The sequence below is a fragment of the Pseudomonas sp. LD120 genome (assembly GCF_009861525.1).
Taxonomy (GTDB): domain Bacteria; phylum Pseudomonadota; class Gammaproteobacteria; order Pseudomonadales; family Pseudomonadaceae; genus Aquipseudomonas.
Genome location: NZ_WVHL01000005.1, coordinates 2,432,241 through 2,448,539 on the forward strand (window position 1 = coordinate 2,432,241; position 16,299 = coordinate 2,448,539).

The 16,299-nt window shown below is 55.8% G+C and carries 10 protein-coding genes and 1 pseudogene; 9 read left to right on the forward strand and 2 right to left on the reverse strand.

The annotated features are described in order from the left end of the window. Positions 1 to 16 precede the first annotated feature (16 nt). Positions 17 to 940, forward strand: coding sequence for a LysR family transcriptional regulator (locus PLD_RS25540; RefSeq protein WP_159897478.1), 924 nt, complete (start codon positions 17 to 19; stop codon positions 938 to 940). 297 nt (positions 941 to 1,237) lie between these two features. Here PLD_RS25540 and PLD_RS25545 read toward each other — a convergent pair whose 3' ends face one another. Continuing rightward, positions 1,238 to 1,684, reverse strand: a complete 447-nt coding sequence (locus PLD_RS25545; protein WP_057387491.1) for a hypothetical protein — start codon at positions 1,682 to 1,684, stop codon at positions 1,238 to 1,240. Continuing rightward, positions 1,674 to 2,087: pseudogene (locus tag PLD_RS30970) on the reverse strand (hypothetical protein); the annotation flags it as partial. The gene PLD_RS25545 and the pseudogene PLD_RS30970, both read right to left, overlap by 11 nt. A 115-nt stretch (positions 2,088 to 2,202) precedes the next feature. On the opposite strand from PLD_RS30970, the gene istA reads away from it, so the two are divergent. The 8 genes from istA (at position 2,203) to PLD_RS25590 (ending at position 16,212) form a co-directional block, all read left to right on the forward strand. Further along, positions 2,203 to 3,702: an IS21 family transposase gene (gene istA / locus PLD_RS25555; RefSeq protein WP_159898161.1), complete on the forward strand. Its 1,500-nt coding sequence runs from the start codon at positions 2,203 to 2,205 to the stop codon at positions 3,700 to 3,702. Then, complete coding sequence (istB, locus tag PLD_RS25560) at positions 3,695 to 4,498, forward strand: IS21-like element ISPsy20 family helper ATPase IstB (protein ID WP_044311019.1); 804 nt, start codon at positions 3,695 to 3,697, stop codon at positions 4,496 to 4,498. The genes istA and istB overlap by 8 nt, the downstream gene beginning before the upstream one ends. A gap of 300 nt (positions 4,499 to 4,798) precedes the next feature. After that, entirely contained in the window at positions 4,799 to 7,441 is a 2,643-nt protein-coding gene (locus tag PLD_RS25565; protein WP_256674761.1) for a PAS domain S-box protein, read from the forward strand. A 26-nt stretch (positions 7,442 to 7,467) separates the two neighbouring features. Further along, positions 7,468 to 9,351, forward strand: a complete 1,884-nt coding sequence (locus PLD_RS25570) for an ATP-binding protein (RefSeq protein ID WP_159897479.1) — start codon at positions 7,468 to 7,470, stop codon at positions 9,349 to 9,351. Continuing rightward, complete coding sequence (locus tag PLD_RS25575; RefSeq protein ID WP_159897480.1) at positions 9,348 to 11,312, forward strand: ATP-binding protein; 1,965 nt, start codon at positions 9,348 to 9,350, stop codon at positions 11,310 to 11,312. Before PLD_RS25570 ends, PLD_RS25575 begins: the two co-directional genes overlap by 4 nt. Continuing rightward, positions 11,309 to 14,179 (forward strand): CHASE domain-containing protein, encoded by a 2,871-nt coding sequence (locus tag PLD_RS25580; protein ID WP_159897481.1) that lies wholly within the window; start codon positions 11,309 to 11,311, stop codon positions 14,177 to 14,179. The genes PLD_RS25575 and PLD_RS25580 overlap by 4 nt, the downstream gene beginning before the upstream one ends. Beyond that, positions 14,172 to 14,558 (forward strand): response regulator, encoded by a 387-nt coding sequence (locus PLD_RS25585; protein ID WP_159897482.1) that lies wholly within the window; start codon positions 14,172 to 14,174, stop codon positions 14,556 to 14,558. Before PLD_RS25580 ends, PLD_RS25585 begins: the two co-directional genes overlap by 8 nt. After that, on the forward strand, positions 14,551 to 16,212 hold the full coding sequence (locus PLD_RS25590; protein ID WP_159897483.1) for a diguanylate cyclase: 1,662 nt from the start codon (positions 14,551 to 14,553) through the stop codon (positions 16,210 to 16,212). The genes PLD_RS25585 and PLD_RS25590 overlap by 8 nt, the downstream gene beginning before the upstream one ends. The last annotated feature ends 87 nt before the right edge of the window (positions 16,213 to 16,299 follow it).

A 16,299-nucleotide genomic window follows, 5' to 3' on the forward strand; every position in this document is an offset into this window, starting at 1 on the left:
CTCATAAAATCGAACAATGATTGATGATCTGCGTAGCATGGCCGTCTTTGCCACCGTGGTCGCGGAGGGGTCATTTCGAGGGGCGGCTACGCGGCTAGGGTTGTCAGCGTCAGTCATTAGCCACCACGTTTCTCGGTTGGAAAGCCGACTGGACTGCGCGTTGCTGTACCGCTCCACTCGGCGACTGTCGCTCACCGACGATGGTCGCGTGTTTCACGAGGCCTGCGCGCGCGCCTTGGATGCCGCCGAAGAAGGCCTCAATAGCGTGGCCAATCGGCAGAGTGAACTTAAGGGCCGCTTACGTATTGGCGCGCCTGCCATGCTGGCTTCAGGGCCATTCGTAGACGATGTTTTGGCGTTCGCGGACGCCTATCCAGCAGTGGAGTTGGAGCTGTGCTTAGACGATGACCGCAAGAATCAGATTGAAGCAGGATTTGATGTTTCGATCCGCATAGGCTGGCTAAAGGACTCCGCACTTCGCGCCCGCCAGTTGTTCACTGTACAGCGGCGCCTGTGCGCTGCACCGGAACTGATCGAGCGCATGGGCGTAGCAAAACATCCGGCCGACCTGCTCAATTGGCCATGGGTCTACGAAACTATGCTGCCGAGCTTCATTGATTTAACGGGGCCTCAAAACGCCACGTACCGTGTGCCGATAGCAGGACGCCTGTCTACGAATCACGCGGAAACTGCCAAACGCTTTGCACTGGCCGGCGCTGGGGCTTTTGCGTCGCTTGATTTTTTCGTTTTCAAAGAACTAGCAAGCGGGCAAATAGTCGAACTGCTGCCGGATTGGCAGTTGTCCTCGGCTGGTGTTTACGCCGTCTGGCCGAGCAACGTCTCGCGCAACTCGCTATCGATGCGTTTTGTGGATTTTCTGCATACTCGGGTTAACGCAATGCGCGCCCAAGACGAAGATGCAGGCAAGACTGCCATTTGACCTCCCCAAGCTTCACGAAGTCGAAACGTATAATTTTTCATGCAACCCCGAGTTTTTGAGGATATGGCCGATTTCTGCCTGTGGCGACTGACCGGTTTTGGCCGATAGCTGCCTGTTTCCATCGGCGGATCGCATTCAGTAGCCAGGAAGCCTCTAGCCCGGAGCTGCCGGCTGAGATGCCTCAATCTAGCAGAGCGCTCAGCTCTTTCCGGCTCGCCGCATCAAGGTTGAGCAGCAAAGTGGTCGGAATAGGCCAGCCCCTACTCCCAGGCGACTAGCTGAATGCGCGCTGTTATCTCAAAGCTTTCTCGGCCCGCGGGGATCCAACGAAATTATATTTGACGCAGGTAACTGCCGCTCAAGCTCAGCGATACGGTCATACAGCTCAATGATTTTCGCATCCGCTTCGCTCAATAAACTTGCGAGTTGGTCGCGCTGCCGGGCAACTTGCTCAATCCGATCACGCAGGGCGCGGGTTTTCTGGCGTGCGAGAAGATTTACCTTGTTCAACGAAGGAGGTCGCTCCTCCGCATGTTGTTCCACGTAGGTTTTTATCTCTGCGATGAGACTCGGGAAACGAGATTTCTTAAGCGCCGACGGATCGCTCCCCGCCTCTTTGGCCACGTTGTTCTGAGTGACCGGTGTCCCCTTCGGTAGAAGCTGTGGCCTATCGAGTTTCAGGCGCTCAAAAGCATCACGATATTGATCAGCCGCGCTGCGGCGAGCAGGGAGTTCAACGTCCATTTCTGCTCCCTACGACACGACGGAAGCTCTCTACGCTTCGCTGTTGAGCCATCAACGATTCCATTAGCGGACTTCCATTCTGAGCATTAGCAAGCCGCTCTTTGAGTACATGTTCAAGATCATCTACCGCGCCCAATCGTTCTGAGTCATACAGCACGTCAGGGCAAGGTTTTGCATCCTCTGAATCACCGCCCCCGCAATGAGCAATGTTGTCAATTCCGCCGTACGGACAAGGTTCACGACTCGAACAAACGCCAAGAATGATCGGGCGACAGGCGACCGCGCCTTTCTTTGCCAAACCAATCATCTTCTTCGCATCCTCTGGCGAAATCAGCCGAACGATCTCAGCCTTTCGTTTGTCTCCATGGGGGCTGACAAAACGCTCACTCGTAAGCTGCTGTAATGTTGCCGCTGACCGAAAACTGACCCAGTAGAGGCTCTTCTGCCGACTGAAAACTGACCCAGGTGTTCAACTGCTTCTGCTCACTTTTCGAGCAGGAGAACACAGGGTGATCAGCATGGAAATGTTGGGAAAAATCCGGCGGATGTACTTCCGCGACAAGCTCTCGCTGCATCAGATAGCCAAGCGTACCGGGCTGTCGAGAAACACCATCCGAAAATGGGTCAGAGCGCCCGAAGCCACTCAGCCAGCGTACCAACGGTGCGCAACCTTCAATAAGCTCAGCCCTTTTCACGAGACCCTGGAGCAGGCGCTCAAGGCCGATTCGTTCCGCCCAAAGCACAACCGCAGGAGCGCCAAAGCACTTTTTGAGCAGATCAAAGCCGAGGGTTATGACGGCGGTTACAGCCAGCTCACGGCGTTTGTGCGCTCTTGGCGAGGCGAGCAAGGCAAGTCTTTACGCGCTTTTGTACCGCTGACGTTTGCGCTCGGTGAGGCCTTTCAATTTGACTGGAGCGAAGAAGGTCTGCTGATCGGTGGTCTTTTTCGACGTATCCAGGTCTCCCACATGAAGCTGTGCGCCAGCCGCGCATTCTGGTTGGTTGCGTACCCCAGCCAAGGCCACGAGATGCTGTTTGATGCCCATACACGTTCGTTTGGAGCGTTGGGTGGCGTGCCACGTCGCGGCATCTACGACAACATGAAAACAGCTGTCGACAAGGTTAACAAAGGCAAAGGCCGCACGGTCAACGCCCGGTTTTCCGTGATGTGCGCGCACTATCTGTTCGATCCGGACTTCTGCAACGTGGCCTCTGGCTGGGAAAAAGGCATCGTCGAAAAGAACGTGCAGGATAGCCGGAGACGAATCTGGCTCGATGCTCAGAACTGCATGTTTCACTCCTTCGAGGAACTGAATGTCTGGCTCGGCCAACGTTGTCGGTCGCTCTGGAGCGAACTGGTGCATCCGCAGTACAACGGGCTGACGGTGGCCGAGGTCTTGGAGCTGGAGCAGGTCGAAATGATGCCAATGCCGACGGCATTTGATGGCTACGTCGAGCGTACCGTGCGGGTCTCCAGCACCTGCCTGATCAGCGTGGCGCGAAATCGCTATTCCGTGCCGTGTGAGCGCGTCGGCCAGTGGGTCAGCAGCCGTTTGTACCCTTCGCGGATCGTGGTCATTGCTGACGAAACGGTGATCGCCAGTCACGAGCGCCTCTTTGATCGAGATCAGGTCAGTTTTGACTGGCAGCACTACATCCCACTCATCGAACGCAAGCCTGGTGCATTGCGCAACGGTGCGCCATTTGCTGATCTGCCAAAACCGTTACGGCTTCTCAAACGAGGACTGAGGCGTCACACCAACGGTGATCGAATCATGATGCAGGTACTGGCTGCTGTGCCAATTGCGGGGCTCGAACCTGTGCTGGTGGCGGTGGAGCTGGTACTTGAATCGGGAAGTCTGAGCGCCGATCACATCCTCAATGTCCTTGCCCGGCTGACCTCCACCGCACTACCTCCCAGTGTAGAAACCAGCCTGCAACTCAAGGTCGCGCCTGTTGCCAATACGGCACGCTACGACCGGCTCCGTGCGACCGATGAGGAGAATCGCAATGCGTGACCTAATGACTGAACTCAAAGAACTTCGCCTGCACGGCATGGCCAGTGCTTGGGAAGAACTGGTCTCTCAAGGAACAGCGTCGACGGCTTCATCGAAATGGCTGCTGGAACATCTGCTTCAGCAGGAACATGCGGATCGCGCGGTGCGCTCGGTGAATCATCAGATGAACATGGCAAAACTCCCCATGCACCGTGACTTAGCTGGCTTTGACTTCAGCGCTTCCAGCGCTGATGCCCGGCTGGTCAGCGATCTATCCAGCTTAGCGTTCACTGAAACCGCGCAGAATGTCGTGTTCATCGGCGGCCCTGGAACCGGGAAAACACACTTGGCCAGTGCCTTGGCTGTATCCGGAATCACGGCCCACAACAAACGCGTGCGCTTCTTCTCCACGGTGGATCTGGTGAATCTGCTGGAACGTGAAAAGTACGATGGCAAGGCAGGGCGAATCGCCCAGGCACTGCTGCGCACAGACCTGGTGATACTGGATGAGTTGGGGTATTTGCCTTTTAGCCAAAGCGGCGGTGCCCTGTTATTTCACCTGCTGTCCAAACTGTACGAACACACCAGCGTGGTCATCACCACCAACCTCAGCTTCTCGGAATGGTCGAGTGTGTTTGGCGACGCCAAGATGACCACCGCGTTGTTGGATCGGCTGACACATCACTGCCACATCGTCGAAACGGGCAACGAGTCCTACCGCCTACAACACAGCACCTTGGCCGCCCAGACAAAGATCAAGTCACGGGAACGAAAGCGCAAGGACGGAGATGATGTCGAGGACGATGAGCCATTTTGATCGGAACCATAAATGCCCTACTGCATGCATACATGCGGTGGGGCTTGATGCGTCTTCAATCGGAACACTGCTGCTAAGCTTATCCACAATTGCTGGGGCAAAAATCAGCAATCCGTCCTGGGTCAAATTTCAATCGGCAGGGTGGGTCAGTTTTCAATCAGCGCCAACAAATCAGGCGGTCTTTGACAGAAAGGTCATGCGGACTGAAGTGAATGTGTTCGACGGTAGGCAAGTGAAATCTCTAATAAGAACAAGCGTCAATGTCCATGGGGACACCATCTAACTTTGGGCGCCCACAGTATGCAACTTATTCTTATCGATGGAACCAACATCGGTACATGGGAGTGGAACGTTCAGACGGGTGAAACCACTTTCAATGAACGTTGGGCTGAGATCATCGGTTACCGCCTGGAGGAACTGTCTCCCGTCGACATCAATACCTGGCTAAACCACGCTCACCCCGATGACCTTGGTGAGTCGGCTGAACGTCTTGAGTGCCACTTCAGGGGTGAAACGCCCTTTTATGACTATCAGTGCCGTATGCGCCACAAGTCGGGGCGCTGGGTTTGGGTGCATGACCGCGGGCGGGTGGTGAGCTGGACCGATGAAGGTAAGCCTTTGATGATGTGCGGCACCCATGCCGACATCACCGAGATGCGCGCGCAGCAGGATGAGACCCACCGAACCAGTGCTCAACTGCAGGCGATTCTCGACTCGGCTACCGGCGTTAGTGTGATCGCCACCACTCCAGATGGACTGATCACGCTGTTCAATCGTGGAGCTCAACGCCTACTTGGTTATACAGCTGAGGAAATGGTTGGTATCCAGACTCCAGCGTTAATTCACCTGAGCGATGAGGTTGGGCAACGCGGGCGCGAGCTGTCACAGCAAGTAGGCCGCGAGATCAGTGGCTTCGAGGTTTTCGTCCATTTGGCGCGGCAGGGAGAGCCTGAAACGCGACAGTGGACTTACGTGCACAAGGATGGAACTCAGCGCAGGGTGAACCTGACGGTGAGTGCCATATTCGACAGGCAGCGCACGCTATCCGGTTTCTTAGGCACCGCCAGTGATATATCCGAACTGGAGTACACTACCAGAGCGTTGCAGGAGAGCGAAAACCGTTTCCGGGGACTTGTTGCCAACCTGCCCGGGGTTGTCTATCGCTGCGAGAACGATGCCAACTGGACCATGCGTTACATGAGTGATGAAGTCGCTTGTCTGACTGGTTATCCGGCCAGTGACTTCATTGACAACCGTGTACGGAGCTTTTCCAGTGTTGTGCACCCTGATGATCTGCACATCACCCATCAGTCTGTCGCGGCCATTGAGCGGCATGAACAGTTCGAGCTCACCTACCGACTCCGGCATGTCGATGGTCATTGTGTCTGGGTGAGAGAGCGAGGTCGAGGGGAGTATGACGCCAACGGTGAGCTGCTCTGGATATCCGGTTTTATCTGGGACATCAGCGACCGCAAGGCTGCCGAGGACGCGCTGCGTGTCAGTGAGCGGCGCTTCAATGGCGCATTCAATACTGCTCCCCAGGGCATGGCGATCGTTAATCTTGACGGGCGATGGCTCGAGGTCAATGGCGCTCTCTGTCGCATGCTGGGTTACAGCCGAGAAGAGTTACTGCAACTCGACTTTCAGCATATTACTCACCCCGATGACCTGGCCAAGGATTTGGCGCTGCTGCAACAGCTCCTGGATGGTGTGATCGCCGACTATCAACTGCAGAAGCGTTACATCGACAAGCGCGGCAGTGTGCTGTGGATTCTGCTCAGTGTTTCGTTGGTGCGTGACGCCCAGGGATTGCCTCTGCACTTCGTTTCGCAGATTCAGGATATTACGGAGCGATTCGAGGCCGAGATGCGTCTGCGTGAGCGTGAAGAGTATCTCAGCACTCTGCTGGACAACGTCATCGACGCCATCGTGACCATCGATGAGACAGGACTGATTGAGACGTTCAACCCGGCGGCTGAAAAGATTTTCGGTTATGCGAAAGCAGGAGTGGTAGGGCAGAACTTTAAAATGTTGATGCCCGAACGATACCGTGAGCAGCATGACGATCTTTTAATCGCCTACCGAGAGAGTGGCGTTCCAGCACTACTGACTAAAGGTATGGAGCTACTCGCGCAGCGGCGCAATGGTGAGCTGTTCACCATGGAGCTAGCCGTATCGCAGATCATGCTCCAGGGGCAGCGCCGTTTTATTGCCGTCATCCGCGATATCAGCGAGCGTAAGCGCATCGAGCAGATGAAGAACGAGTTCGTCTCCACCGTCAGCCACGAGCTGCGCACACCGCTCACCTCAATTGCCGGAGCTCTCGGTCTGATCAATGGCGGGGCGCTGGGCGAGGTACCTGTGCAGATTGGGGAAATGCTGCGAATCGCCCAGAGCAACAGTCAGCGCTTGGCAGATCTGATCAATGACTTGTTGGACATGGACAAGCTGGTGGCCGGAAAGATGACCTTTGATCTGCAGGCGCTGCAACTCTGGCCACTGCTGGAGGCGGCCATGGAGCAGAACCAGCCCTATGCCACGCAGCATTCGGTTGCGCTGCAGATGAAGCTGCCGCAGTTGGATGTCAAGGTGCGTGTGGACAGGCAGCGCTTTGCGCAGATCATGTCCAATCTGCTCTCCAATGCTGCCAAGTTCTCTGCACCGGGCACTAATGTTGAGATTTCTGCAGCCCCGGCCGAGACACGGGTGCGCATAAGCGTGCGTGACTTTGGCGTGGGGATCCCTGAAGCCTTTCGCTCGCGCATCTTCGGTAAGTTTTCACAGGCTGATGCCACGAATACCCGGCAGAAAGGCGGTACAGGTCTTGGGCTGGCAATCACCAAGGAGCTGACTGAGCGAATGGGGGGGCAGATCGGCTTTGAGTCCGTCGAGGGCCAGGGCACCACTTTCTGGGTGGAGCTACCGGTGGAGAACAATTGTTGAATCGGCCAAACCAAGAGCCAAGGATTATGGCGGGGATATGGCTTCTGGTCATACTGCTGACATCGGGCGGCCTGGTTGAGCTTGGGCTCTGGCGCTACAACCAGAATCGCTATCAGGAAGAGCAGCGTTTTCTGCGTGCCCAGGCCTACGAGATAAGGGCGGTCCTTCTGGCTGAGCTGAATGCCACGCTGCACCTTGCCAGCGGGCTGGCGAGTTATGTACCGGCAAAGCAGGGGCGCTTGGATGCGGCCGAACTGCAACCCTGGTTACGTGGGCTTTTCACCCAGGGACGCTACATCCGCAATATTGGATTGGCACCCGATAACCGAATTTCTTACCTCTATCCACTTGAGGGGAATGAATCGGCCCTGGGCATTTACTACCCCGATCTTGCCGAGCAGTGGCCGCATATTCAGAAAATTATAGCTAACAAGGAGCCTCGGCTGGATGGCCCCCTGAATCTGGTACAGGGCGGTAAGGGGCTTATCTACAGGGTTCCGGTCTATTTGCAGGATCAACGCTATTGGGGGCTGATTAGTACCGTCATTGATTACGACCGGCTTATCGCTGACTTGGATGTCCTGGCACGCCAACGTGATCTCGCCGTTGCCCTCCTGGCTTTTGATGTACCGGTCGCAACCTCAGCCACGCGAGATAACGTTCGCTTGCCGGTATCGCTGGCCGGGGCACAGTGGCAACTTCAGGTTTCGAGTACGTCACAGCCGATTGCTTCCTTGACCCCTGTCAGGACTCTGGGCTGGAGCCTCGCCCTGCTTATCACTTTGCTAACCGCCTGGATGATGCATTTGCATCGTCGTAGGGCGAGTCTGGCTCTGGCGCTGAGCAGGAGTCAGCAGGATTTCATGCAAGCCTTCGATCTGGCGCCACAAGGGATGGCAATGCTGAACGCCTCAGGGCAGATGCTGGAGGCCAACCAGGCGCTATGCCAACTTCTTGAGCGCAGCCGCGAAAAGTTGGTTGGCACAGCACTGGCTGATTTCTGCCTCCCGAATGATCGTGTAAAACTGCGCCAACATCTCGCCCAAGAGAACGCGCAAGCCCGGCTAGGCTGGTGGATACGGCTTCTGGATGGTGAGCAGAACCCTGTCGACGTAGAGTGCAGCGCCTCATGGTTGGGGCTATCCGAGACTGAGGGTGCACTCTGCATACTGCATATTCAGGACATTACCGAGCGTCTGCGCCTCCAGCAAATGCAACGCGAGTTCATTGCCAGTGTCAGCCATGAACTGCGCACACCGCTGACCTCCATTGCAGGTTCTCTAGGCTTGATCAATGGCGGGGCTCTGGGCGAAGTGCCGCAAGCGATGCAGTCCCTGCTGCAAATCGCTCAGTCCAATAGTTCGCGCTTGCAAGAGCTGATCAATGATCTGCTGGATATGGAAAAGCTGGCGGCAGGAAAAATGCGCTACGACATTTGCGAACAACCTATTTGGCCGCTGCTTGAGGATGCCGTCACACATAACCAGCCTTATGCCAATGAGTATCAGGTTAGGCTCGAACTCGTCGGTAGCCCTATCGAGGTACACGTAGCCATCGACAGGCAGCGGCTGGCGCAGATTCTGGCCAACTTGATTTCCAATGCGGTCAAGTTCTCCGCACCCGGATCTGTTGTGACACTAAAGGCAAGTGTCGATAGTGATTGGTTGAGGATCAGTGTCAAGGATCGGGGTATCGGTATCAAAGAAGAGTTCAGGAGCCGGCTCTTCACTCGATTTTCCCAGGCCGATGGTGGCGATGCACGGCAGAAGGGCGGCACTGGCCTGGGGCTTGCCATCTGCAAAGAGCTGATCGAAGCCATGTCTGGGCACATTGGCTACGAGTCAAAGGAACGGATGGGCAGCACCTTCTGGTTGGAGCTGCCAATTGCCAATCAGGTGGTCAGGGTATGACGAAGCGCAAGTCCCAGGGGTTTCCTCCCATACCGTCTAACGAGAGCCGCCGCCTTGCCGCCTTGCTCAGATTTGAGCTGCTCGATACGCCGGCAGAGGCGATGTTCGACAACATCACCGCAATGGCTGCGCAGCTATGCGAAACCCCGATTGCGCTCATCTCGCTGGTAGATGCCGAGCGCCAGTGGTTCAAGAGTCGACAGGGTCTCGACGCCAGTGAGACACCACGAGAGCTGGCGTTCTGCGCACATGCCATCAACGGCGAGAGCCTGTTTGAAGTGGAAAATGCCTTGCTGGATCCACGCTTCAGGGATAACCCGCTGGTGACCGGCGCCCCGGATATTCGTTTCTATGCGGGTATGCCGCTGGCTGACAGCGAAGGCCATAATCTGGGTACCCTGTGTGTGATCGACCGCCAGCCACGTCAACTCAATGTTCAACAGAAGGGCGCCCTCAAACTGCTCGCGCAGCAGGCCATCAACCTGTTCGAGCTGCGCTTGCAGGCGCGCCAGCAGCGGGAGCAGGCGGCGCTGCACAAAGCGATTTTGAGCAGCGTGGGAACTGCGGTGCTGATCACCGACATGGAGGGCGTGATCCGCCAGGTCAGTCCGGGGGTGCTGCCTTTATTGGGCTATGAGGTGGATGACCTGATCGGTCAAAGTCTCGGGCTGGTGCTACCGGATGAGGATCGTCAGCTACAACCTGATCCCGCCAGGGCTTCTATCAACTGCGGCTCTGAACAGGCGAGTCAGCGTGAGACGAGTGCGCGACATCGCAAGGGGCAGCGCATTCCCGTACTGTTCAGCCTGGCGCCGGTTGCCATAGATGGCAGTCAGCAAATGGGCTATCTATGCGTCCTCAATGACCTGAGCTACCGCGAGGAAGCCCTGCAGCGCCTGCAGCATATCGCCGAACAACTTCCAGGCGTGGTCTATCAGTTTCAGCTCCATTCTGACGGGCGCAGTTGTTTTCCGTACGCCAGCGAGGGGTTGAGGGATGTCTATGGACTGCAGCCCGAGGACGTGCAAAAAGATGCAAGCCTCGTTTTCGCGCGCATCTACCCGGATGATCTTGCCGCTGTGACTGCCAGTATTCAGGCATCAGCGGAAAACTTGAGCGTCTGGCATCAGGAGTACCGCTTTCTACACCCTACGAAGGGGCCCATCTGGCTGGAAGGTCGGGCTACGCCCCAGCGGCGTAGCGATGACAGCATTCTCTGGCATGGATTTATCACTGATATCACCCAGCGAAAACATCTTGAGCAGATGAAGAGCGAGTTTGTCTCGACCGTCAGCCATGAACTACGTACCCCCCTTACCTCCATTGCAGGATCGCTGGCTTTGATCAACGGTGAGGCGTTGGGTCCCGTACCAGATGCAATGCGAGAGATGCTGCTGATTGCCCAGAGCAATTCTCAGCGCCTGCGCCAGCTGATTGATGATCTGCTGGATATGGACAAGTTGCTCGCAGGCAAGATGAGCTTTGTTCCCCAGCGGTTGGATCTCGATAGTTTTCTCACCGATTGTGCCACTAGCCATCAAGGGTTCGCCCGACAGCATGATGTTCAGATTGACTATGCAGGAGGGATCGTAACTTCTGTCATGGCAGATCCAGTGCGTTTGCAGCAGGTGCTGAGCAATCTGCTGTCCAATGCACTTAAGTTTTCCCCTGCAGGTAGTCGGGTACTCCTATCTGCGCAGGCGCTTGGCGGGCACGTCAGAGTTTCGGTCGCCGATCAGGGGCCGGGCGTTCCTGCAGATTTTGTGGATCGTCTTTTTGAAAAGTTCTCCCAAGCTGATGCCAGTGACCGCCGACAGAAAGGTGGCACCGGGTTGGGGCTTGCCATCAGCAAGGAGCTGATGGAGCGTATGGGGGGCGCCATCGGCTTCCATCCACGCCCCGAAGGTGGCGCTGTTTTTTGGATTGACTTACCCGCTCTACTTCAGGATGAAACGCTATGACAATGCTGGAACATACCTTGGCCAAGGCGCCAAGGTTCATGCCTCTTTTGGTTCTTTTGTGCAGCGTCTTGGGCACGTTCGGAGCGTGGTTCGCGCTGAGCACTGTCCAAAAGCAGGCAGCAGATCATGAGTTCCAGCAGTTGGGTAACGAGGTGCTGGAGGCGATCGAGAAACGGATGAGCAATCATCGCCAGATCCTGCTGGGAGCGGCTGGCCTTTTCGACGCCAGTACTGACGTGAGTCGTGACGATTGGCGGCGCTATGTGCAGCGTTTGGACCTGGATTCCAATTATCCCGGAATTCTCGGACTTGGTTATAGCCAGGTCGTGCGGCCGGAACAGTTGCAGGCATTTGAAGAGAGCGTGCGCCAGCAGGGCTTTGCTGAGTTCGCCATCAAACCTGCAGGCAAGCGTGATCTGTACACATCGATCATCTATCTGGAGCCATTTAGCGGCCGAAATCTGGCTGCTTTTGGCTTTGACATGTTTTCCGAGCCTACGCGGCGAGCAGCTATGAGTCGGGCAGTTGAAACCGGTCGCCCGCAACTTAGCGGCAAAGTTACGCTTCTCCAGGAGAATAATGGGCCTGCGCAAGCAGGTTTGCTGATGTACGTCCCCGTTTATCAGCCCGGAGCTTCGTTGAACTCTTCTGTCGAGCGTTGGGATGCTCTACGTGGTTTTGTGTATAACCCCTATCGCGTGACCGACCTCATGCAGGCAATACTTGATGGTAGAGAGTTGCAGGTTGACTTCGCCCTTTACACCGGAGACAAGGCCTCTCCTGAAGAGAGGATATTCATCAGCCATCCGCGGCTTGAGCGGGCTAGCAAGCCTTCACGCTCCGAGCAGTTAGAGCTGTTTGGCAAGCCACTTTATGTGAGCTTCTATACGCAGCCAGGTTTCTACGAGTCCTTCAAGCAAGGCCAGGTACTGTTGCTGAGCCTGGGAGGCGTGATCAGTTTGCTCCTGTTCTTCCTGACACAGGTGCTTGCCAATGGCCAGCAGCGAGCCATCTCCTTGGCCAGTGACATGACGTCACAGCTAAGTCAAAGCGAGGCAAGGCTCCAGCGCGTATTGCAGGGGGGGCACGATGGCTGGTGGGACCAGGACGTAGAGGCAGGTCATTTCTTTGCCTCGAGTCAAATCTGGCAGATGCTGGGTTATCCGGAGAAGGGGCCGCAGACACCCTTAAATGACCTTGAACAACTGGTTCACGCTGACGATGTAGCGGCCCTTCGTGCTCAGCTTGTAGCACCCGAGGGAGTCAGAGAGCATTACCTCAATCATGAGTGCCGATTGATAAGGCAGGACGGACAGACTCTGCCCGTACTTCTGCGAGCGTTGATTCAATGCTCGCCTGCCGGGCATATGCTCAGCGCGAGCGGCACTGCAATGGATTTGACCGAGCAGAAGCGTATCGAGCAACTCAAGAATGACTTCGTATCAACGGTCAGTCATGAGCTGCGTACGCCACTGACCTCGATTTCAGGCTCCCTGGGTTTGGTCAACGGTGGCGCACTCGGCGCGGTACCCGACAGCATGCGCCCCATGTTGGAGATCGCCCAGCAGAACAGTCAGCGCCTGTGCCACCTGATTAATGATCTCCTCGATATGGACAAACTGGCTGCCGGCAAGCTCAGTTTCGAGTTCACCAACCTTGATTTGGACCAGCAACTCAATGAGGCTCTTCTCAGCAATGCCTCCTATGCTGAGCAGCATCAAGTGCAACTGGTGCTTGATCCCATGCCTCCCGTCAAGGTACGTGCCGATGCGCTTCGGCTGCAACAGGTGCTCGCCAACTACCTGTCCAACGCCATCAAGTTCTCTCCTTCCGGCGCTTCGGTACGGGTGCACAGCACGCTTCGAGATGGGCGTGTCAGAGTGAGCGTCACCGACAATGGGCGGGGCATCCCCGAACATTTTCACCCGCATATTTTCCAGAAATTCTCCCAGGCAGACAGCAGTGATCAGCGGCAAAAGGGCGGCAGCGGACTTGGCCTGGCGATCACCAAGGAGCTTATCGAGCGCATGGGGGGGCAGGTGGGCTTCGACTCTCACGAGGGCCAGGGCAGCACGTTTTGGTTCGAGCTGCCGGTGCTGGCCGAGAGCCCTCCACTTATTGACATGCAACGCCCCACAATCCTGGTGGTAGAAGATGAGCCTGACGTAGCCCGGCTGCTTCAGCTAATGCTCGAGGGGGGGGGCTATCAGGCAGTAGTGGCAGCAAATCTGGCTGAAGCGCGATATATCCTGGCCAGGCACGATATAGCCGCCGTGACCTTGGACTTGCGTCTGCCTGATGGCCACGGCTTTGAGGTCCTATTGGAGATGCAGCGTTTACTACGCAAGAAGGACTTGCCTGTTATTGTCATAACCGCCGCTGCTGACCAAGGGCAGCTCAATCTCCAGGGGGGTATGCACATCGTTGACTGGTTGGATAAACCCATTGACCCGCAGCGACTGCTGAACGGCCTAGGCCGGTCACTCGGCAACCCGAGAAATAAGTCCCGCATTCTGCATATTGAGGATGACTCCGATCTGCGTATGGTTGTTGCCGAGCAGGCCAGAGGTCTGGCTGAGTGCGAGGGCGCCGGCAACCTCATGGAGGCCCGGCAGCAGTTAGCATGTGGTACATGGGATCTGGTGCTGCTCGATCTGCACCTACCAGATGGTGATGGCTTCAATCTGATTGAGGAGATCCATCAGGCTCATCCCGGGCTACCGATAGTGGTACTGTCTTCGACAGAGCTCTCGACAGAACAGCTCAGCTTTGTCGAGGCGGCATTGGCCAAGTCTCGAACAGAGCCACAGACATTTCTTGATGTGCTCGCTCGCCTACTACCGACAAGGGAGAATAACCATGCATGAGCTGAAGCGCATATTGCATGTAGAGGACGACCCCTCCATTCAGATCGTTGCCAAGGTTGCTCTGGAGGCTGTTGGTGGATTTGAGGTGCTGAGTTGCAGCAGTGGTCAGGACGCTATCGATCAGGTGTTGGGTTTTGCGCCGGACTTTATTCTGCTGGATGTCATGATGCCTGGAATGGATGGCCCGCAGACGCTTGAGCAATTAGTGAACCTGGTGGATATCAACGTTATCCCAGTGGCGTTTATGACTGCCAAGGTACAGTCTTCAGAAGTCGAGCATTACCTGAGCCTCGGGGCACGTGACGTAATCATCAAACCCTTCGATCCGATGCAGTTGGCGAGTCAGATACGTGCCATTTGGAGTCGTTCCAATGGATAGACAGAAGCAATTGGCTGACCTACAAGCCCAGTTGCGGCTACTAGGCGAGCAGTTCGCCAAACGGCTCAAGGAAGAACTACCGCAACTGGCAGATAGGGCGCGGCAATTAGAGCGCTCATCTGATCCAGCTGAACAGCTTGAGCACCTGCAGGAGCTGCGCAACCAGCTACATAAACTGGCGGGGAGTGCCGGTACCTTCGGTTTCAAGGAGCTGGGCGATCAAGCTCGCTCGCTTGAGCAGCAGTCGCAACAATGGCTCAGTAGCCTTGAGCTGCAACGCAAGGGACTCGAAACATTTATTGATGACATCCAGATGCTGGCAGGCACCTCGGATCTTTCTGCAGCGATGATTTTGGCTCCTAGCGCTGTTGAGTTGCCACGCAACAGCACCCCCAAAAAGGATTACCATCTCATCTACATACTCGAGGACGAGGAAAGTGTCGGTGAGAGTATCTGTCGAACGCTATCGACGTTCGGTTATCAAGCCAGCCACTTTGTCAGCACTGCCGAACTTGACGAAGCGATTGCTCGACAGAGCCCAGACGCACTGATTGTCGATGTCAATCTTGGCAATACTCAGCAGAGTGGTCTGGAGTATGCGTCCTCACTGCTTGCTCGTCTCCCGAAGGTACCGCCGTTCCTGGTGTTGACGACGCAGAATGACTTCGATACTCAGCTACAGGCGGCACGCCTAGGTGCCGTCGGCTTTTTCAGCAAGCCTGTTGATGTGGCCAAGCTTGAGAATCGCCTTGAGCGATGTTTCGCCCAGCAGGGTGGGACTCCCTACCGCGTGTTAATCATCGATGACGACTATGAGTTGGCCAGTCACTATCGCTTGGTGCTGAGCAGCGCAAATATGCTGGTTGAGGTAATCAATGAGCCAAACCGGATACTTGAGACGATTGCTCGATTCAATCCTGAGGTGCTGCTGCTGGATGTGAATATGCCAGGCTGCTCGGGTCCCGAGCTTGCTCAGATGATTCGCTTCAATGATGACTGGATCAGAATACCCATCATCTATCTTTCGGCTGAAACCGATATCGGCTTGCAGATGAATGCTTTGCTCAAGGCGGGTGATGACTTTGTCACCAAGCCTATCGCCGACAAGAGCCTAGTTGCTACGGTTTTTGCCAGGGCGCAAAGGGCGAGGTTACTCAGTAATGCGTTGTCACGCGACAGTCTGACGGGGCTCCTCAAGCACGCGGATATCAAAGAGCAGGTTGCAATCGAGAGGGAGCGTGCGTTGCGTACAGGTAAGCCTGTGAGCATTGTGATGCTGGACATCGACCACTTCAAGAAAGTCAACGACTTACACGGCCATGCGGTTGGGGACAACGTGATACGGGCACTCGCCAACCTGCTCAGGCAGCGACTGCGCAGAGTCGATGCAATTGGTCGTTACGGTGGCGAAGAGTTCCTGGCAGTGCTGCCCGAGTGCAGTGGTACTCAAGCAGTACAGATCCTGGACGAAATTCGTCAGCAGTTCTCGCGAATAAGCTTCTCCAGCGGGATTGGCGATTTCAATGTCAGCCTCAGTGCTGGCGTAGCGTCGTGTGTTGAACTAGAAGCCGATGCGCTTATCGATACTGCAGATAAGGCTCTCTACGCTGCAAAAAATGCAGGCCGAAACAAAGTATGTTTGGCTGAGGCGTAAATTCTAGCTCCCAGGATTAGGAACGGTCAGGGAGAGGCAGTAATGTGAGTATCGGCGGTATGTGCTTATCTCGTTGAAGGCTCAAGG